General features: G+C 77.6%; 2 protein-coding genes and 1 pseudogene. All 3 read left to right on the forward strand.

All coding sequences use genetic code 11. The features are described 5' to 3' along the window. The first annotated feature begins 85 nt into the window (after positions 1-85). Positions 86-8,563 (forward strand): type I polyketide synthase, encoded by an 8,478-nt coding sequence (locus tag BX266_RS30525; RefSeq protein ID WP_099905064.1) that lies wholly within the window; start codon positions 86-88, stop codon positions 8,561-8,563. Positions 8,564-8,695: 132 nt separating this feature from the next. After that, on the forward strand, positions 8,696-13,675 hold the full coding sequence (locus tag BX266_RS30530) for a type I polyketide synthase (RefSeq protein ID WP_399171316.1): 4,980 nt from the start codon (positions 8,696-8,698) through the stop codon (positions 13,673-13,675). 152 nt (positions 13,676-13,827) lie between these two features. After that, a pseudogene (locus BX266_RS30535) lies at positions 13,828-22,077 on the forward strand (SDR family NAD(P)-dependent oxidoreductase); the annotation flags it as partial. Positions 22,078-22,227: the final 150 nt, after the last annotated feature.

Genomic DNA, 22,227 nt, shown 5'->3' on the forward strand with positions numbered 1-22,227 from the left:
GCGACCGAACGATCAACGCCCGTACGGAAATCGACCGCGGCAGCGCCGCCCGCCGAAAATCCTCTGAAGGGGTGTCACCGCCACCATGACGAGCCAGGAACAGTCCACCGCTGACGTGCGTTTCCACCACCCCGTGCCCGAGGGTGCGGTCGCCGTGGTCGGACTGGCCTGCCGGCTGCCCGGGGCGCCCGACCCCGAGGCGTTCTGGACGCTCCTGGCGGAGGGCCGCACCGCCATCGGCCGCCCGCCCGCGCACCGCGGACTCGACCCCGACCTGCCCCCGGCGGGCTACCTCGACCGGGTCGACGGCTTCGACGCCGAGTTCTTCGGCCTGTCGCCCAGGGAGGCCGGCGAGACCGACCCGCAGCAGCGACTGCTGCTCGAACTCGGCTGGGAGGCGCTGGAGTTCGCCGGAATCGTGCCCGCCGCCCTGCACGGCACCCGCACCGGCGTGTACATCGGCGCGATGGCCCACGACTACCGGCTGCTGCGGCACGCCGCCGACGCCCCGCCGCTCGGCCGGCACACCCTCACCGGCCTCGGCCACGGCCTGCTCGCCAACCGGATCTCCTACACCCTCGGACTGCACGGCCCCAGCCTCACCCTGGACACCGCGCAGTCCTCCGCCCTCACCGCGCTGCACCTCGCCCACCGCGCCGTCCGCGACGGCGACTGCGAACTCGCCCTGGCCGGCGGCGTCAACCTGATCCTCAGCAGCCGGAGCACCGAGGAGGCTCGCCGGTTCGGCGGCCTCTCGCCCGACGGCCGGATCCACCCGCTGGACGCCCGCGCCAACGGCTACGCCCGCGGCGAAGGCGCCGGCCTGGTCGTGCTCAAGCCCCTGGACCGGGCCCGCGCGGACGGCGACCGGGTCCTCGCGGTGATCCTGGCCAGCGAGGCCAACCACGGCGGCGCCGCGGCCGGCCTCACCGTGCCCGACGCGGAAGCCCAGCGGACCCTGCTCGACCTGACGCTCCGCCGGGCCGACCGGCGCCCCGAACAGGTCCAGTACGTGGAACTGCACGGCACCGGCACACCCGTCGGCGACCCGATCGAGGCGGCCGCCCTCGGCGCCGTACACGCCGCGGGCCGCACCCCGCAGACGCCGCTCCTGGTCGGCTCTGCCAAGGCAAACGTCGGCCACCTGGAGGGTGCGGCCGGCATCGTCGGCTTCCTGAAGGCCGTCCTCGCCATCGCCCACCGGCAGCTCCCCGCCAGTCCGCACCACGAACAGCCCAACCCCGCCGTCCCGCTGGACGAGCTGGGCCTTCGCGTTCCCGGCACGCTGCGACCCTGGCCGGCCCCCGAGCGCGAACTGCTGGCCGCCGTCAGCTCCTTCGGCATGGGCGGGGCCAACTGCCACGTGCTGCTCGCCGAACCGCCCGCCGACCCGGCGGCGGACCGGGACTCCGCCCCACCCCGCGACCACACCCTGCTCACCCTCTCCGGCCGCACCCCCGCGGCGCTCCGCGAGCAGGCCGCCCGGCTCGCCGACCACCTCGACACCCGGCCCGAACTCACCGTCCACACCGTGGCGGCCGCCCTCGCCACCACCCGCACCCACTTCCGGCACCGGGCCGCGCTGCCCGTCGCCTCCCGCAGCTCGCGAACCGAGTTGGCGGACGAGCTGCGGAAGTTGGCGGGCGAGGAGGGCGCCGCGGAAGCGGTGCTCGGAGTCGCGCGGCCCGGCCGACTGGCGCTGCTGTTCTCCGGGCAGGGCAGCCAGCGGGCGGGCGCGGGGCGCGAACTCCACGCCGAGCTGCCCGAGTTCGCCGCCGCGCTGGACGACACCGTCGCCGCCCTCGACCCGCACCTCGACCGGCCGCTGCGCGAGCTGCTGTTCGCCGACCCGGACACCCCCGACGCCGTGCTGCTGGACCGCACCGAGTACACCCAGCCGGCCCTGTTCGCCTGGTCCACGGCCCTGTACCGGGCGGCCGAACAGCACGGCTTGGCCGCCGAGTTCGTCCTCGGGCACTCGGTCGGCGCACTCGCCGCGGCGCACGTCGCCGGCGTGCTCCCGCTGGCCGACGCCGCCACCCTGGTCGCCGCCCGCGGCCGCCTGATGCAGGCAGCCCGAGCCGACGGCGTGATGGTCGCCGTCCAGGCGGCAGCCGACGAGGTCCTCCCGCTGCTCGCCGAGTACGGCGGACGGGTGGCCCTGGCGGCGGACAACGGCCCCGATGCCGTGGTGCTCTCCGGCGACGCCGGCCCGGTCGCCGAGATCGCTGCCCGGTTCGCCGAACTCGGCCGCCGGACACGAGCATTGACGGTCAGCCATGCCTTCCACTCGGCGCACATGGACAGCGCCGTCGAGGAGTTCCGGCGGATCGCCGCCGGGCTGCGCTTCGGCGCACCCCGCCTCACGGTGGTCTCCGACCTGACCGGCGAGGTCGCCACCGCCGAGGAGCTGGGATCCGCCGACTACTGGGCCGCGCACCTGCGCCGACCGGTCCGCTTCCGGCAGGGCGTGCGGACCCTGGCCGCGCTCGGCGCGACCGCATGGGCGGAGCTCGGGCCCGGCCAGGTGCTCGCCTCGCTCGCCCGGCAGAACCTCGCCGACCGGCCCCCCGTGGTGCCCCTGCTGCGCGGTGGCGGACGGCCCGAGACGCTCGGGTTCCTCCGCGCGGTCGGTGAACTGCACGTCAACGGCGTCGAGTTGGACTGGCGCAGGGTACACGGCGAACGGCCGCGACTGGCCCTGCCGGGCTACCCGTTCCAGCGCGAGTCGCACTGGTTCCGGGAAATCGACGAGATCGGCGGCGAGCCGACGGCGCGGTCGGCGGCCGCCGGAGCGCAGGCCGGTCCGCGCCAGGTGCTGGACGGGCCCGTCGAGGAGACGGCGGCGCGTCCGGCGCCCCCGGTGCAGGGCGGATCGCGGTCGGTGGGGCTGCCGCAGGTGCTCGACGTGCTCGCCACCGTGCTCGGCCACCGCAGCGCCGAACGTCTGGACCCGGACCGGTCGTTCCGCGAGCTGGGCCTGGACTCGCTCGGGGCGGTGGAGTTCGGCGAACGGCTCGGCGAGCGGGCCGGCGCCGACCTGCCCGCGACGCTCGCCTACGACCACCCCTCGCCGCGCGCCGTCGCCGAACACCTCGCGGGCGGGCGCTCCGCCGACCGGCCCGCCGCGGCGCCGCTCGGCCCGGCGGACGAGCCGGTGGCGATCGTGGCGGCGGCCGGGCGGTTCCCGGGCGGGGTGGACTCGCCGGAGGCGCTGTGGGAGCTGGTGGCGAGCGGCGGCGACGTGATCGGGCCGTTCCCCGCCGACCGCGGCTGGCCGGCCGAGCTGTACCACCCCGAGCCCGGGCGGCCGGGCCACACCTACGCCACCGGCGGCGGATTCCTGTACGGCGCGGCCGAGTTCGACGCCGAGTTCTTCGGGATCTCGCCGCGCGAGGCGGCCGCGATGGACCCGCAGCAGCGGCTGCTGCTGGAGGTCGCCTGGGAGTCGCTGGAGCGGGCGGGCATCCGCCCGGCGGAGCTCCGCGGCACCCGCACCGGCGTGTACGCCGGACTTACCCAGCTCGACTACGGCCCGCGGCTGCACGAACCCGCCGCCGGGCACGAGGGCCACCTGCTGACCGGAAGCACCGTCAGCGTCGCCTCCGGGCGGATCGCCTACACGCTGGGACTGGAGGGCCCGGCGGTGACGGTGGACACGGCGTGCTCCTCCTCGCTGGTGGCGATCCACCTGGCCGCCCAGGCGCTGCGCAGCGGCGAGGCCACCCTCGCGCTGGCGGGCGGCGTCACCGTGATGTCCACCCCCGGCATGCTCACCGAGTTCGGCCGCCAGCGCGGCCTGGCCGCCGACGGGCGCTGCAAGCCCTTCGCCGCCGGCGCGGACGGCACGGGCTGGGCCGAGGGTGCGGGCGTGCTGGTGCTGGAGCGGCTCTCGGACGCCCGCCGCAACGGGCACCCGGTGCTCGCCCTGATCCGGGGCAGCGCCGTCAACTCCGACGGTGCGTCCAACGGCCTCACCGCGCCCAACGGCCTCGCCCAGCAGCGCGTCATCACCGAGGCGCTGCGCCGCTCGGGGCTGACGCCCGGTGAGGTGGACGCGGTGGAGGCGCACGGGACGGGGACGGTGCTGGGCGACCCGGTGGAGGCCGGCGCGCTGGTGGAGGTGTACGGGCGGGGTCGCGGCGACGGCGAGCCGCTCTGGGTCGGCTCGTTGAAGTCGAACCTGGGCCACATGCAGGCGGCCGCCGGCGTCGGCGCGGTGATCAAGACGGTGGCGGCGCTCCGGCACGGCGTGCTGCCCGAGTCCCTGCACGTGGACGAGCCCTCGCCGCTGGTGGACTGGGACGCCGGCGTGTCGCTGCTGACGGAGCGCCGGCCCTGGCCGGAGACCGGCCGTCCGCGTCGGGCGGGCGTGTCCTCGTTCGGGATCAGCGGCACCAACGCGCACCTGATCCTGGAACAGGCCCCGGCCGAAGCGGACGCCCCGGCCGAGGAGCCGGCCCTCCCCGTGGCGACGCTGGTGCTGTCCGGGCGCTCGCCGGAGGCCCTCAGGGCGCAGGCCGGCAGGCTGCTGGAGTCCGTGGAGGACGGCGAACTCGGCCGCGCCGCGGCCGGGTTGGCGTCCGCGCGAACGGTGTTCGAGCACCGGGCGGTGGTGCTCGGCGGCGACGAAGCCGCGCTGCGGGGCGGACTGGAGGCGCTCGCCGCGGGCGAGCCCGCCGCCGGGGTGCTGGTCGGCGAGGCGCGGACCGACGGCGCGACGGCCCTGCTGTTCACCGGCCAGGGCAGCCAACGGGCCGGTGCGGGGCTGGAGCTGTACCGGACGTTCCCGCGGTTCGCGGCCGCCCTGGACGAGGTCGCCGCCGCGTTCGACGGCCTGCTGGACCGCCCGCTGCTGACCGTGCTGCTGGCCGACCCCGGCCTGCCCGAGGCACTGCTGCTGCACCGCACCCGCTACGCCCAACCGGCCCTGTTCGCGCTGGAGGTGGCGCTCCACCGGTTGGTCGAACCCTGGCTTCCGGCACCGGAGTTCCTGGCCGGCCACTCGATCGGGGAGATCGCCGCCGCGCACCTGGCGGGCGTGCTGAGCCTGCCCGACGCCGCCACCCTGGTGGCGGCCCGGGGCGCGCTGATGGACGCGCTGCCGGAGGGCGGCGCGATGGCCTCGATCGAGGCGGCGCACGAGGACGTCGAGGCCGACCTGGCCGGCGAGGGCGAGCGGATCGCGGTCGCCGCCGTCAACGGCCCCCGGGCGACCGTCGTCTCGGGCGACCGGGCAGCGGTGGACGCGGCGGTGGAGCGCTGGCGGGCCCGCGGCCACCGGACCACCCGGCTGCGGGTCAGCCACGCCTTCCACTCGCCGCACATGGACCCGATGCTCGCCGAGTTCCGCAAGGTCGCCGAGCAGCTCGAGTACCACGAGCCGAGCGTGCCCGTGGTCTCGAACCTCACCGGTCAGCTCGCCGCGCCCGGCGAGCTGACCGACCCCGAGTACTGGGTGCGCCACGCCCGGGAGGCCGTCCGCTTCCACCAGGGCATGCAGGCGCTGTGGGCGGCCGGTGCCCGACGGTTCCTCGAACTCGGCCCCGACACCGTCCTCGCCACCCTCGCCGGCACTGCGCTCGAAAGCGCGGCGGTCGAAGGGGTGGAGCCGACCGCGGCGGCCGTGCTGCGGCGCGGCAGGCCCGAAGTGTCCGCCCTGCTCAGCGCGCTGGCGACGCTGCACGTGGACGGTGGGACCGTCGACTGGTCGGCGCTGCTCGGCGGGCCGCCGGCCCGACCGGCGGACCTGCCCACCTACGCGTTCCAGCACCGCCGCTACTGGCTGGACGCCCCGAGCCCCGGCACCGGGTCGGCCGGCGGGCACCCCTTCCTGACGACCGAGGTGGTGCTGGCCGACGGCGCGGGCGCGGTGCTCGGCGGCCGGATCTCCCGGCCGGCCCATCCGTGGCTGGCCGACCACGCCATCGCGGGCACCGTGCTGCTGCCCGGTACCGCGCTGGTCGAACTCGCCCTGCGCGCAGGGCGATCGGTCGACGCCGAGACCCTGGCGGACTTCACCCTGCAGGCACCGCTCGTCCTTCCGGCGGACAGCGCCGTCGAACTCCAGGTGGCGGTCGGCCCGGCCGACGAGCACGGCGGCCGGCCGGTGGCCGTGCACGCCCGCGCCGCCGGCAGCGACCCGGACACGCCGTGGACCCGGCACGCCGCCGGGACCCTGACCGCCACGCCCGCGCCGGTGACCGCAACGGCGGGCGCCAGGGCCGGCGCCGGTGCCGTGCCGGCGGTCGACGCGGACCGGTTCTACGCCGAACTCGCCGCCGAGGGCTACGAGTACGGCCCGGCGTTCCGCGCGGTGACCGCGCACGGCGACACGAGCGCCGAGCTGCTGCTGCCGGCGCACGCCGAGCAGACCGGCTTCGCCGTGCACCCCGCGCTGCTGGACGCCGCCCTGCACCCGCTGGTGCGCGGCCGCGGCGACCAGGGCGCCGGCCGGATCGCGCTCCCGTTCGCCTGGAGCGGCGTCACCCCCGGCCCGGCCGCGACGGCGACCGCGGCCCGGGCCCGGCTCACCCCGACCGGCGAGGACCGGGCGCGCCTGGAGCTGACCGACACGGAGGGCCGGCTGGTCGTCACCGTCGAGGAGCTGACGCTGCGCCAGGTCGAGACGGCACGGCTCGCGGCGCCGACCGCTGGGGCCGCCGAGCGCGACCTGCTGCGGATCGAGTGGCAGCCGGTCCCCGCCGCGCAGAGCACCGGCCCGCTGGCCGTCGCCCTGCTGGGCGAGCACTGGCCGGAACTGGCGGCGGCGCTGCGCGCGGCCGGGTCGGTGGTGCTCGACGCGGCGGCCCCGGACGAGCCGCCGGCGGACACCGTGCTGGTCGGGCTGACGGTCGGCCCCGGCGCCCCGCTGGACGCCGCCCACGCCGCGGCCCGGGCGGCCCTGGCGGTCGTCCAGGGACCGCTGGCCGACCCCCGGTGGGCGAACGCCCGGATCGTCGTCCTCACCGAGAACGCGGCCGACGGCGCCGGGCCCAACGCCCCGGCCGCCGCCGCGGCCTGGAGCCTGCTGCGCGCGGCCCGCGCGGAACACCCCGGACGGTTGGCCCTGGTGGACCTGGACGGCACCCCGAACTCGCTGGGCGCGCTGCCCGCCGCGCTGCGGGCGGACCTCCCCGAACTGGCGCTGCGGGGCGGAGCGGTGCTGGCGCCACGCCTGCGGCGGGCGGCTGCCGAAAGCGGGCAGCCGGGCAGCGACGGGACACCGGGCGACCGCGGACCGGTCGCCCCGGCACCCGGTGCGGACGGGACGGTGCTGATCACCGGCGGCACCGGTGCGCTGGGTGCGCTGCTGGCCCGCCACCTGGTGCGGACCGGGCAGGCCAGGCGGCTGCTGCTGGTCGGCCGGCGCGGCATCACCGCGCCCGGCGCGCCCGAACTGCTGGAGGAACTGGCCGGCTTGGGCGCGGAAGCGACGGTGGCGGGCTGCGACGTCACCGACCGGGCGGCGCTGGCCGGGCTGCTCGCCGAGATCCCCGCCGACCGCCCGCTGACCGCGGTGGTCCACGCGGCGGGCGTGCTGGACGACGCTCTGGCGGCGAACCTCGACCAGGACCGGCTGACCGCGGTGCTGCGGGCCAAGGCCGACGCGGCCTGGCACCTGCACGAGCTGACCCGGGACGCGGACCTCACGCGGTTCGTCCTGTTCTCCTCGGTGGCCGGAGTGTTCGGCACCGCGGGACAGGCCAACTACGCCGCCGCGAACGGCTTCCTGGACGGCCTGGCCCGGTACCGGCACACCCTCGGCCTCCCCGCCACCTCGCTGGCCTGGGGCCTGTGGACCGGCCCCGGCGGCATGGGCGACCGGCTGGACGGGACCGGGCGCGCCAGGTTCGAACGGCTCGGTCTCGCCCCGATCGGCCCGGACCACGGCCTGGCGCTGTACGACGCGGCGGTGCGCCGCGAGGAACCCGTCCTGGTGCCCGCGCCGACCAGTGCGGCGGCGCTGGAGCGGCTCGCTGCCTCCGGTGAACTCCCGCCGCTGCTCGTCGGGTTGACCAGGCGTCTGGTGGCGCAGCGGCCCCGACCCGCGGCCGGGCCGGCGCTCGCGGCGCGGCTCGCCGGGCAGCCGGCCGAGACCCGCGGGGCGCTGATCGCGGAGCACCTGCGAGGCATGGTCGCCGCCGTGCTCGGCCACGCGCCGGGCGAGCTGAGCGAACACCGCGGCTTCCTCGACCTGGGCGTGGACTCGCTCACCGCCGTCGAACTGCGCAACAAGCTCACCGCCGAGAGCGGCCTGCGGCTGCCCGCCACGCTGCTGCTCGACCACCCGACACTCGGCCAACTCACCGAGCACCTGACCGGGTTGCTCGCCCCCGAAGCGGCGCCGGCCCCGGACTCCGAAGACCTGCGGGCGGGCCTCGGCCTGCTGGCGGCCGGCCTGCCCGGCCTGACCGAGCCCGAGCGGGCGCCGCTGCTCGCCGAACTGCGCGAGCTGCTGGCCGGGTTCGGCCCGGCCTCCGCCCTGGACACGGCCACCGACCAGGAGATCTTCGACCTGATCGACCTGGAGCTGGGCGTCACCGGCGGCGAGGAGGGCTGAGGCGATGCGCACCACGGAACAGCAGCGGAGCAGCCGGGTGGAGGCGGAGCCCGCCGAGGCCCGGACGGGCCGGCACCGGGGACCTGACAGCAGCGAGGGAGAGCAGGAGCGATGAGCACCACCGAGGAGAAGCTGCGCGGCTACCTCAAGCGGGTCACCGCCGAGCTGCGCGACAGCCGGGCCAGGACGGCCGAGTTGGAGGCGCGGGACGCCGAGCCGGTGGCGATCGTGGCGGCGGCCGGGCGGTTCCCGGGCGGGGTGGACTCGCCGGAGGCGCTGTGGGAGCTGGTGGAGAGCGGCGGGGACGCGGTGGGACCGTTCCCCGCCGATCGGGGCTGGCCCGCCGACCTGTACCACCCGGACCGGGAGCGGATCGGCCGCTCGTACACCTCCGGTGGCGGATTCCTCTACGACGCGGCCGAGTTCGACGCCGAGTTCTTCGGGATCTCGCCGCGCGAGGCGGCCGCGATGGACCCGCAGCAGCGGCTGCTGCTGGAGGTCGCCTGGGAGTCGCTGGAGCGGGCGGGCATCCGTCCCGCCGACCTGCGCGGCACCCGGACCGGCGTCTGGGCGGGCGTGATGTACCACGACTACGGCAGCCGGTTCCGGCGGGCACCGGAGGAGCTGGAGGGCTACCTGGTGGTCGGCAGCGCGGGCAGCGTGGTGTCCGGGCGGATCGCCTACACCCTGGGACTGGAGGGCCCGGCGGTGACGGTGGACACGGCGTGCTCCTCCTCGCTGGTGGCGATCCACCTGGCCGCCCAGGCGCTGCGCAGCGGCGAGGCCACCCTCGCGCTGGCGGGCGGCGTCACCGTGATGTCCACCCCGGCGACCTTCGTCGACTTCAGCCGACAGGGCGCCAACTCGCCCGACGGGCGCTGCCGTTCGTTCGCCGCCGGGGCGGACGGCACGGGCTGGGCCGAGGGTGCGGGCGTGCTGGTGCTGGAGCGGCTCTCGGACGCCCGCCGCAACGGGCACCCGGTGCTCGCGGTGATCCGGGGCAGCGCCGTGAACCAGGACGGCCGGAGCAGCCAGCTGACCGCGCCCAACGGGCAGGCCCAACGACGGGTGCTGGCCGAGGCGCTGCGCCGCTCGGGGCTGACGCCCGGTGAGGTGGACGCGGTGGAGGCGCACGGGACGGGGACGGTGCTGGGCGACCCGGTGGAGGCCGGCGCGCTGGTGGACGTCTACGGGCGGGGTCGCGGCGACGGCGAGCCGCTCTGGGTCGGCTCGTTGAAGTCGAACCTGGGCCACATGCAGGCGGCCGCCGGCGTCGGCGCGGTGATCAAGACGGTGGCGGCGCTCCGGCACGGCGTGCTGCCCGAGTCGCTGCACGTGGACGAGCCCTCGCCGCTGGTGGACTGGGACGCCGGCGTGTCGCTGCTGACGGAGCGCCGGCCCTGGCCGGAGACCGGCCGTCCGCGTCGGGCGGGCGTGTCCTCGTTCGGGATCAGCGGCACCAACGCGCACCTGATCCTGGAACAGGCCCCGGCCGAAGCGGACGCCCCGGCCGAGGAACCGGCCCTCCCCGTGGTGCCGCTCCTGGTGTCGGGGCGGACGCCGGACGCGCTCCGGGACCAGGCTTCCCGCGTCCTCAAGGCCCTGGACGGCGTCGAAGCGACCGCACTCGCCCGGGGGTTGGCCTCCACCCGGACGGCGTTCGAGCACCGCGCGGTGGTGCTCGGCGGTGACGCCGAGGCACTGCGGAACGGCCTGGCCGCGGTGGCAGCGGGGGAGCGGACCGCCGGTGCGGTGGTCGGCGCGGCCTCCGCGACCGGGGGCACGGCGCTCCTGTTCACCGGCCAGGGCAGCCAACGGGCAGGCGCAGGACGAGAGTTGTACACGACGTTCCCGGTGTTCGCCGCGGCGCTGGACGAGGTGGCGGCCGCCTTCGACGGACTGCTCGAACGCCCGCTGCTGGACGTGCTGTTCGCGGCCGAGGGCAGCGCCGAGGCCGCCCTGCTGGACCGCACCCGCTGGACCCAGCCCGCACTGTTCGCCCTCGGGGTCGCGCTGTACCGGCTGGTCGAGTCCTGGGGAGTGCGGCCCGACCGGCTGGCCGGGCACTCGATCGGCGAGCTGACCGCCGCGCACCTCGCGGGCGTCCTGAGCCTGGCGGACGCCGCCACCCTGGTCGCGGCCCGCGGCCGGCTGATGGACGCGCTGCCCGAGGGCGGGGCGATGCTGGCCGTCGAGGCCGGGGAAGACCTGGTTCGGGCCGAACTGGACGCCGTGGAAGGCCTGGTGGCGATCGCCGCCGTCAACGGGCCGGCCGCCACCGTGGTCTCGGGCGAGAGCGCGGCGGTCTCGGCCGTCGAGGAGCGGTTCCGGGCACTCGGCCACCGGGTCGCCCGGCTGCGGACCAGCCACGCCTTCCACTCGCCGCTGATGGACCCGATCACCGCCGAGTTCGGCCGGATCGCCGCGGCGCTGCCGCACCACCCGCCGCGGATCCCGATCCGCTCCGCCGTCGACGGCGAACTCTACGACGCCGTCCGGCCGTTGACGCCGGAGCACTGGGTCGGCCACGTCTGGCGCGAGGTCCGGTACCTGGACGCGGTGCGCGGCCTGGCGGCCGACGGCGTCACCGCCCACCTGGAACTCGGCCCCGACGCGGTGCTCACCGCCCTCACCCGGGCCGCGCTGGCCGAGGACGCCGACGGCACGGACCCCGACGGACCCGAAACGGCCGCCGCCTCCGCGCTCCGGCGCGGCCGGCCCGAGGCGGAGACCCTGCTGGCGGCGCTCGCCACCGTCCACACCCGGGGCGCGGCGGTGGACTGGACGGCCGTGCTCGGCGGCGTCCCCGGCCGCGCCGAGGGCCTGCCCACGTACGCCTTCCAGCACACCAGGTACTGGTCGGAGGCGCCCCCGGAGGAGACCGCCGGGACGGGCGACGAGGGCGGGTTCTGGGCCGCCGTCTCGCAGCAGGACCCGGCGCGACTGGCCGAACTGCTGCGCCTGGAAGCGGAGTCGGCGCGCAGCGCGCTCGGCGAGCTGCTGCCCGCGCTGGCCGGCTGGCGGGCCGGTCGGGAACGGCACCGGGCGGTGGACCTGCTGCGTCACCGGGTCGTCTGGCGTCCGCTGGCGGAACCCGGGCCCGCGCCCGGCGACGGGCGGTGGCTGCTGCTGGCGCCCGCCGCCGCGGAGCAGCGGACGGACCTCTGGCGCGGCGTGCTGGAACAGGCACTGCAGCGGGCCGGCCGGGAGGTGAGCGTGCTGGAGGTACCGGCCGGAACGGACCGGACCGCCCTGGAGGGCCTGCTGCGCAGGGCCGTCGGTGGCGGGTGGCCGGTGGAGAGCTCGACGGCGGCCGTGCTAGGGACGGCCGCGGTGCTCGGCGGGCTCGGCGCGGCGGGCGGCGAGGCGTCGGCGCCGGTGGCCGGGGTGCTGTCGCTGCTCTCGCTGTCCGGCGGAGCGGTGGCGGACCGTCCGGCGGTGCCCGCCGCGCTCGCCGACACCCTGCACCTGCTGCAGGCCGCCGAGGCGGTCGGACTGGACGCGCCGGTGTGGGCGGCCACCAGCGGCGCGGTCGGCACCGGCCCCGCCGATCCGCCGACCCACCCGCAGTCCGCGGCGGTGTGGGGTCTCGGGGCGGCCGCCGCCACCGAGAGCCCCCGCTGGGGCGGGGTGCTCGATCTGCCCGCCGACCCCGGCGGGCGGCCCGCCGCCCTCGCCGTCGCCGCCCTGCTGGCCGGCGGCCCGGAAGCCGAACTCGCGGTCCGCCGCGAAGGCCTGTACGCCCGCCGACTGGTGGCCGCGCCCACCGGGACGCAGCCGGACGGCTCGGCGCCGCCGGCCGAGCCGCGCGGCACCGTGCTGATCACCGGTGGGACGGGCGCGCTCGCCGGGCACACCGCCCGCGCGCTGGCCCGGCGCGGCGCCGAACACCTGCTGCTGGTCAGCCGCCGCGGCGAGAACGCCCCCGGGGCGACGGAGTTCGCCGCCGAGCTGACCGCCGCGGGCGCCCGCAAGGTCACCCTCGCCGCCGTGGACGTCACCGACCGGGACGCGCTGGCCCGGCTGCTCGCCGAACTGCCCGACAGCCTGCCGCTGACGGCGGTGGTGCACACCGCGGCCGTGCTGGACGACGCCACGCTCACCGAGCTGACGGACGATCAACTGGAACGGGCCCTCGGCCCGAAGACGCTGGCCGCCCGCCACCTGGACGAGCTGACCCGCGCACTGCCGCTGGACGCGTTCGTCCTGTACTCCTCCGCCGCCTCGGTGGCCGCGCTGCCCGGGCAGGCCAACTACGCGCCGGGCAACGCCGTCCTGGACGCGCTCGCCGAACAGCGGCGGGCGGCCGGACTGCCCGCCACCTCGATCTCCTGGGGCCTGTGGGACGGCGAGGGCATCGCCGACCCGGCGGCCGCCCGGCAGGCCGCCCGGCACGGCCACCGCCCGATCGACCCGGACACCGCGCTCGCCGCGTTGGACGCCGCGCTCGCCGAGGGCGCCGGCCACCTGCTGGTCGCCGACGCGGACTGGCCCGCGCTCGCCGCCGTCCGCCCGCACCCGCTGCTCGCGGAACTGCTGCCGACCGCCGAGACCGAGGCCACCCCGGAACGGGGCGGCGGGCTGCGGGACGAACTCGCCGGCCAGGAACCGGCCGAGCGCCGCCGCACCCTGCTGCGCGCCGTCCGGGCGGAGGCCGCCGCCGTGCTCGGCCGGGCGGGCGGCGACGCCGTCGACCCGCAGCGCGGACTGCGCGACCAGGGCTTCGACTCGATCGCCACCGTGGAACTGCGCAACCGCCTGGGCCGGCTCAGCGGCCTGCGGCTGCCCACCACCCTGGTGTTCGACCACCCGACCGCACAGGCCCTCACCGACCGGCTGCTCGACCTGCTGCGGCTCCCCGAGGCGGGCGGCACACCGGCCGGGGGCGAGCCGTCGGGCGAGCGGGATGCCGGGGCCCGGGCGCTGGCCCGGCTCGGCGAGCTGGAGGCGCTGTTCGCCGAACTCCCGGCCGACGACCCGGCCCGCCCCCGGCTGCTGGAACGGCTGGCCGCGCTCACCGGCACGCCCGCGACCGGCCCGGACACCGCACTCGCCGCCGCCGGCGACGAGGAGCTGATCGCCTTCATCGGCCGCGAGTTCGGCATCTCCTGACGCCCCGCGAGCCGAGCGCACCACGCACCACGAACCTGCCGACCCGCACGAAGGGTGGAACCTTGAACGACGGCCGGATGCGGTACCTCCTGGAACGGGTCACCGCCGAACTGCAGCAGACCCGACGCGAGTTGAACGACACCAGGGAGCGCGCCGCCGAACCCGTGGCGATCGTCGGCATGGCCTGCCACTTCCCCGGCGGCGTCGACTCGCCCGAGGACCTGTGGCGGCTGGTCGCCGAAGGCCGCGACGCGGTGGGGGAGTTCCCCACCGACCGCGGTTGGGACCTGTCCGCGCTGTTCGACGCCGACCCCGACCGGCCGCGCACCTCGTCCACCCGGCGCGGCGCGTTCCTCACCGACCCGGGCGGCTTCGACGCCGACTTCTTCGGCATCTCCCCGCGTGAGGCGCTGGCCTCCGACCCGCAGCACCGGCTGCTGCTGGAGACCGCCTGGGAGGCCCTGGAACGGGCCGGCATCCGGCCGGGCGAGCTGCGCGGCACCCGCACCGGGGTGTACGTCGGCACCAACGGCAACGACTACGTCCCGCCGGCCGGCACCGCCCCCGAGGAACTGGAGGGCTACCTCGCCGTCGGCAACGCCGCCAGCGTCGCCTCCGGCCGGATCTCCTACACGCTCGGGCTGGAGGGCCCCGCCGTCACCGTCGACACCGCCTGCTCCGCCTCCTCCGTCGCCCTGCACCTCGCCGTCCGGGCGCTGCGCTCCGGCGAGGCCGACCTCGCCCTGGCCGGCGGCGTCACCGTGATGACGACCCCTCAGCTGTTCGTCGAGTTCTCCCGCCAGCACGGCCTGTCCCCGGACGGCCGCTGCAAGGCGTTCGCCGCCGCCGCCGACGGCACCGGCTGGTCCGAGGGCGCGGCGCTGCTGGTCGTCGAACGGCTCTCCGACGCCCGGCGGCTCGGCCACCGGATCCTCGCCGTGGTCCGCGGCAGTGCCGTCAACCAGGACGGCGCGTCGAACGGCCTCACCGCCCCGTCCGGGCCCGCCCAGCAGCGCGTGGTCCGACAGGCCCTCGCCGACGCCGGACTCGCCCCCCAGGACGTGGACGCCGTCGAGGCGCACGGCACCGGCACCCGGCTCGGCGACCCGATCGAGGCGCAGGCGCTGCTCGCCTCCTACGGGCAGGACCGGCCCGCGGACCGGCCGCTGTGGCTCGGCTCCGTCAAGTCCAACCTCGGCCACACCCAGGCCGCCGCCGGCGTGGCCGGCGTCATCAAGACCGTCCAGGCGCTGCGCCACGGCGTGCTGCCCCGCACCCTGCACGTGGACACGCCCACCCCGCACGTCGACTGGACCGCGGGCGCGGTGCGCCTGCTCACCGAGGAACGCCCCTGGCCGCGCACCGACACCCCGCGCCGGGCCGGCGTGTCCGCGTTCGGCGTCAGCGGAACCAACACCCACATCATCCTGGAGGAGGCCCCCGCCGAGCTCCCCGAGGACGCACCCGACGGGCCGCCGGCCCCCGTGGTCTGGCAGCTCTCCGGCCGCACCGAGGGCGCGCTGCGCGGCCAGGCCGCCCGGCTCGCCGCCCACCTGCGCGCCGCTGAGGAGACCGGCCCGCGCGCGCTCGCCGCGATCGGCCACGCCCTGCACGCCGAACGCACCGCCTTCGAGGAACGCGCCGCCGTGGTCGGCCGCGACCGGCCGGCGCTGCTCGCCGCCCTGGACGCGCTCGCCGCCGGGGAGCCCTCGCCGGCCGTGGTCCGCGGCCGCGCCGCCGCCGACCCGAAGACCGTGCTGGTGTTCCCCGGCCAGGGAGCGCAGTGGCTCGGCATGGCCACCGAACTGCTCGACACCGCACCCGTGTTCGCCGACCGGATCGCGGCCTGCGGCAAGGCCCTCGCCGGGTACGTCGACTGGTCGCTGGAGGACGTGCTGCGCGGCCGCGACGGCGCCCCCGGCTACGACCGGGTGGACGTCGTGCAGCCCGCGCTGTGGGCCGTCATGGTCTCGCTCGCCGCCCTGTGGGAGTCGTACGGCCTGCGGCCCGACGCGGTGGTCGGCCACAGCCAGGGCGAGATCGCCGCCGCCACCGTGGCCGGCGCGCTCGACCTGGACGACGCCGCCCGGGTGGTCGCCCTGCGCAGTCGCGCCATCACCGCGCTGGCCGGCACCGGCGGCATGGCCTCCGTGCCGCTGCCCCGCGAGCAGGCCGAGCAGTTGATCACCCGCTGGGCCGGGCGGCTGTCGGTCGCCGTGGTCAACAGCCCCGAGGCGGTGGTGGTGGCCGGCGAGGCCGCCGCCCTGGACGAGCTGATCGCCCACGGCGAGCAGCAGGACCTGCGGATCCGCCGCGTCCCCGTCGACTACGCCTCGCACTCCCCGCAGGTCGAACTGCTGCGCGACGAACTCGCCGCCGCGCTCGCCCCGATCACCCCGCGCGCCGGGCACCTGCCGCTGCTGTCCGCCGTCACCGGGGACTGGCTCGACACCCGGCAGCTCGACGGCCCCTACTGGTACACCAACCTGCGGCAGACCGTCCGGTTCGAGGACGCCACCCGGCGGCTCCTCGACACCGGGCACCGGATCTTCGTCGAGGCCTCGCCGCACCCCGTGCTCACCGCCGCCGTCCAGGCCACCGCCGAGGACGCCGGACACCCGGTCACCGCCACCGGCTCGCTGCGCCGCGAGGAAGGCGGCCTCGACCGCTTCCTCATCTCGCTCGCCACGGCCGCCACCGCCGGCGCGGCCGTCGACCCCGCCGCCGTGCTCGGCCCGCGCCCCGCCCGGCACGTCGACCTGCCCACCTACGCCTTCCAGCGCACCCGGCACTGGATCGACCGGCCCGTCGACGCCGCCGGCGACCCGCTCGGCCTCGGCCTGCGCCCCGCCGGCCACCCGGTGCTCGGCGCGGTCCTCACCGGCGCCGCCGGCGGCGCCACGCTCACCGGGCGGCTCGCCGAGCGGACCCACCCCTGGCTGGCCGACCACACCGTGCACGGCCACACCGTCGTTCCCGGCACCGCCCTGGTCGAGCTCGCCGTCCGGGCCGGCGACGAGTCCGGGCTGCCGCTGCTGGAGGAACTCGTCCTGGAGACGCCGCTGCTGCTGCCCCGTCAGCAGGCGGTCGAGCTGCAGGTCACCGTCGGCCAGGCCGACGCCGCCGGCCGCCGCCCCGTCGAGGTGCACGCCCGCCCGCAGCACGCCGACCCCGGCCCGTGGCAGCGCCACGCGCACGGCCTGCTCGCCGCCGACCCCGAACCGCCCGCCGCCGAGGCCGCCGACTGGCCCCCGGACGGCGCCGAAGCCGTCCCCGTCGAGGAGCTGTACGCCCGCCTCGCCGCCACCGGCCGCGCCTACGGCCCGCACTTCCAGGGCCTGCGCGCCGCCTGGCGGCACGGCGAGGACCACTACGCCCACCTCGAACTCCCGGCCGCCGACCACGCCGACGCCGCCCGCTACGGGCTGCACCCCGCGCTGCTCGACGCCGCCTTCCACCTCGCCGACCTCGCGGTCCCGCCGCCCGCCGACGGCACCGTGCCGCTGCCCTTCGCCTGGAGCGCCGTCCGCCTGCACGCCACCGGCGCCCACACCCTGCGGGTAAGGCTGCGCACCGCACCCGACGGCACCCTCGCCCTGGACGCCGTCGACCCCGAGGGCGCCCTCGTCCTCACTGTCGGCGCCCTCGCCTCCCGACCCGTCACCGCCGCCCAACTGGCCACCGCCACCCCGCTGTACACGGCCCGATGGAGCGAACTCGCACGCTCGGACGAGGCGTTGGACGAGCAGGGCTGGGCGGTGCTGGGCCCGGACGACCCGTTCGGCCTCGGTGCCACCCGGTACGCCGACCCGGCCGCACTCGCCACCGCCCTGCGTGCCGGAACCCCCGCGCCCGCACTGGCCTGGCTGCCCGTCCCCGCCGGGGCAGGGGCCCCGCCCGACGCGGTCCGCGCCGTGCTGGCACAGCTGTTGACGACCATTCAGCAGTGGCTCGGCGAACCCGAGTTGGCGGGCGTGCGACTCGCGGTCGCCACCCGGCACGCCGCGACCCTCGACGACGAGCACCCCGACCTGAGCACCGCCCCCGCCCTGGGCCTGCTGCGCACCGCCCAGGCCGAACACCCCGACCGCCTGCTGCTGGTCGACCTCGACGACAGCGACACCAGCCGGCACCTCCTGGGCGGCGCCCTCGCGGCCGCGCTCGCCGCCGGGGAACCGCAGCTCGCGCTCCGCGACGGCCGCGCGTACGTGCCCCGGCTGGCCGTGGCCGACCCCGCGGCGGCGGTCGAGCTCGACCCCGAGGGCACCGTGCTGATCACCGGCGGACTCGGGCTGCTCGGCGCCCTGACCGCCCGCCACCTGGTCACCGCGCACGGCGCCCGGCACCTGCTGCTGCTCGGCCGCCAGGGCCCCGACACGCCCGGCGCGGCCGAACTGCTCGCCGACCTCGCCGCCCTGGGCGCCGAGGCCCGCGCCGTCGCCGTGGACGCCGCCGACCGGGACGCGCTCGCCGCCGTCCTCGCCGCCGTCCCCACCGCGCACCCGCTCACCGCCGTGGTGCACGCCGCCGGGGCGCTCGACGACGGCGTGCTGACCGCGCAGGACCCGGAGCGGCTCGACACCGTGCTGCGACCCAAGCTCGACGCCGCCTGGCACCTTCACGAGCTGACCGCCGACCGCCCGCTCGCCGCCTTCCTGCTGTACTCCTCCGCGGCCGGGGTGCTCGGCACCCAGGGCCAGTCCGGGTACGCCGCCGCCAACGCCTTCCTGGACGCTCTCGCCGCCCACCGGCACGCCCGCGGCCTGCCCGCCACCTCGCTCGCCTGGGGCCTGTGGGCCGACGCCAGCACGCTCACCGGCCACCTCGCCGCGACCGACCTGGCCCGGCTCGCCCGGCAGGGCGTCCGCCCGCTCGCCGCCGACGAAGGACGCGCCCTGCTGAGCGCCGCCCTCACCGCCGGACCGCCCCTCCGGGTCCCGCTCGCGCTCCGCCCGCCCGCCGAACCCGCCGCCGTTCCGGCCGTGTTGGCGGACGTCCTGCCCCGCCCCGCCGCCACCGCCCGGCGACGCGCGGGCAGCGGCGGCGGCGCAGCGGACCTCGCCGCACGCCTGCGCACCCTGGACGCCGCCCGCCGCCGCCAGACCCTGCTGCGGCTGGTGCGCACCGAGGCCGCCGCCGTGCTCGGCCGCACCGGCGGCGACGGCGTGGACGCCGAACGCGCCTTCAAGGAACTCGGCTTCGACTCGCTCACCGCCGTCGAGCTGCGCAACCGCCTGGCCGCCGCCACCGGGCTGCGACTGCCCGCCACCCTGGTCTTCGACCACCCCACCGCGCACGCCCTGACCGCGCACCTGGACAGCCTGCTGCCCGGGAGCCGAACGGCCGCCCCGGCAGCGGCCGTCGCCGGACCGGCCGTCGACCAGGACGACCCCGTGGTGATCGTCGCGGCCGGCTGCCGGTTCCCCGGCGAGGTGCAGACCCCGGAACAGCTCTGGGAGTTGGTCGCCGAAGGCCGCGACGCCATCACCCCCTGGCCGACCGACCGGGGCTGGGACAACGAGGCCCTCTACGACCCCGACCCCGACCGGCCCGGCCGCACCTACACCCAGTACGGCGGATTCCTGCACGACGCCGCCGAGTTCGATGCCGCGTTCTTCGGCATCTCCCCGCGCGAAGCCCTCGCCACCGACCCGCAGCAGCGGCTGCTGCTGGAGACCGCCTGGGAGACCTTCGAACGCGCCGGCATCGACCCGCACACCCTCCGCGGCAGCCGCACCGCCGTCCACCTCGGCGTCATGTACAACGACTACGCGGGCCGACTCCGGGCCCTGCCCGAGGAGTTGGAGGGCTACCTGCACAACGGCAGCGCCGCCAGCGTCGCCTCCGGCCGGATCTCCTACGCCTTCGGCTTCGAAGGGCCCGCCGTCACCGTCGACACCGCCTGCTCCTCCTCGCTGGTCGCCCTGCACCTCGCCGCACAGGCCCTGCGGGCCGGCGAGACCGACCTCGCCCTGGCGGGCGGCGTCGCCGTGATGGCCTCCCCGGCGGGCATGGTCGCCACCTCCCGCCACCGGGCGTTCGCCCCGGACGGCCGGGTCAAGGCGTTCGCCGCCGCCGCCGACGGGACCAGCTGGGCCGAAGGCGTCGGACTGCTGCTGCTGGAACGCCTCTCCGACGCCCGCCGCCACGGCCACCCCGTGCTCGCCGTGGTCCGCGGCAGCGCCGTCAACCAGGACGGTGCGTCCAACGGCCTCACCGCCCCCTCCGGCCCGGCGCAGCAGCGCGTCATCCGGCAGGCCCTGGCCTCCGCGCGCCTCGCCCCGTCCGAGGTCGACGCCGTCGAAGCGCACGGCACCGGCACCCAGCTCGGCGACCCCATCGAGGCCCAGGCCCTGCTCGCCACCTACGGCCAGGACCGGCCCGCGGACCGGCCGCTGTGGCTCGGCTCGCTCAAGTCCAACCTCGGCCACACCCAGGCCGCCGCCGGCGCCGCGGGCCTGATCAAGATGATCGGCGCCCTGCGGCACGGCATCCTGCCCGCCACCCTGCACGTCGACCGGCCCGCCCCCGAGGTGGACTGGGAGTCCGGCGGCGTCCGCCTGCTGACCGAAGCCCGTCCCTGGCCCGAGACCGGCCGCCCCCGGCGCGCCGCCGTCTCCGCCTTCGGCGTCAGCGGCACCAACGCCCACGTGATCATCGAACAGCCTCCCGTCGAACCCCGGCCTCCGGCCGGTGACGGGGCGCCGGGCGCAGGCTCCGCGGCTGCGGGCTCGGGGGCCGGGCCCGGGGGTGCGGCGGGGTTGCCGTGGGTGGTGAGTGCTCGGACCGGGGGTGCGTTGGCCGAGCTGGTCGGGCGGTTGGCCGACCGGCTTGCGGTGGCGCGGGAGGCGCCGGCCGATCTGGCGCACACGCTGTTCGCCGGGCGGGCGGGGTTCGAGCACCGGGCGGTGGTGGTGGCCCCCGACGCGGCGCGCGCCGCCGCGGGGCTGCGGGCGCTGGCGGCGGGTGAGCCGGCCGAGGAGGTGGTGCGAGGCCGGGCGGACGGGGCGCCGGAGGTGGTGTTCGTGTTCCCCGGGCACGGCTCGCAGTGGGCCGGGATGGCCCGCGAACTGCTCGACGGCGCACCGGTGTTCGCCGAGCGGGTGGCGGAGTGCGCGCAGGCCCTCGCCCCGCACCTGGACTTCGACCTGCTGGACGTGCTGCGCGAGCGCGAGGGCGCGCCCGGGCTGGAGCGCGTCGAGGTCGCCCAACCCGCGCTGTGGGCCGTGCTGGTGGGCCTCGCCGCGCTGTGGGAGTCGTACGGGGTGCGGCCGGACGCGGTGGTCGGGCACAGCCAGGGCGAGGTCGCCGCCGCCACTGTCGCCGGGGCGCTCACCCTCGCCGACGCGGCGCTGATCGTCGCGGCCCGCAGCCGGATCCTGGCCCGCCTGGTCGGCCAGGGCTCGATGGCGTCCGTCTCGCTGCCCGCCGCCGAGGCGGAACAGCGGCTCGCGGCCTGGCCGGGACGGCTGTCCGTCGCCACCGTGAACGGCCCCGGCCAGGTGGTGGTGGCCGGCCAGGAGGACGCCCTCGACGAACTGCTCGCCGCCTGCGCCGCCGACGGCGTCCGGGCCAAGCGGCTGCGCAACGCCACGCTCGCCGGGCACTCCCCGGTGATCGACCAGGTGCGGGACGAACTGCTGGCCGCGCTGGCCCCGGTCCGCCCCCGCGCGGGCCGGCTGCCGATCTGGTCCACCGTCACCGCGGCCCCGATCGACGGCGCCGAGCTGGACGCCGCCCACTGGTACCGCAACCTGCGCGAGACCGTCCGGTTCGCCCCGGTGGTCGAACAACTCGCCGACTCCGCCCGGACCTTGTTCATCGAGGTCAGCCCGCACCCGGTGCTCACCGGCGCGATCCAGGACACCCTGGAGGCCGGAACCACCGGCGGGGCGGCCGCCGAGACCCTGCGCCGCGACCACGGCGGGCTCGACCGGTTCCTGCTGGCCCTCGGCGGCGCGCACACCCAGGGCGTGCCCGTCGAGTTCGGCCGGCTGCTGGACGGCGCCCGCGCGGTGCCCGCCGCCCTGCCCACCTACCCGTTCCAGCGCCGCCGCTACTGGCTGGACGCCGACCTCGGGCCGCTCACCGCCGCGCTCGCCGTCGACGTCGCGGAGGAGGCGGGGGCGGAGGCCGGGGCGTTCGCCGCCCGGCTGGCCTCGCTGCCCGCCGCCGAACGGGACGCCGAACTGCTCGACCTGGTGCGCCGACAGGCCGCCGCGGCGCTCGGCCACCCCGACGAGGACGAGGTGGCGGCCGAACAGGCGTTCCGGGAGCTGGGGTTCGAGTCGCTGACGGCCGTGGACCTGCGCAACCGGCTGGCCACCGCGACCGGCCTGCGGCTGCCCGCCACGCTGGTCTTCGACCACCCCACGCCCGCCGCGGTCGCCGCCCGGCTGGCCGACCAGCTGGACCAGGGCGACACCCCACCCGGCCTCGAACTGCCCGCGCTGCTCGACCGCCTGGAGCAGTCGCTGCCCGGCACCGCCGACGACCGGCGGGACCTCGCCGCCCGGCTGGCCGCGCTCGCCGCCCGCCTCGACCCCGCAACA

It is taken from the genome of Streptomyces sp. TLI_171 (assembly GCF_003610255.1).
GTDB lineage: Bacteria > Actinomycetota > Actinomycetes > Streptomycetales > Streptomycetaceae > Kitasatospora.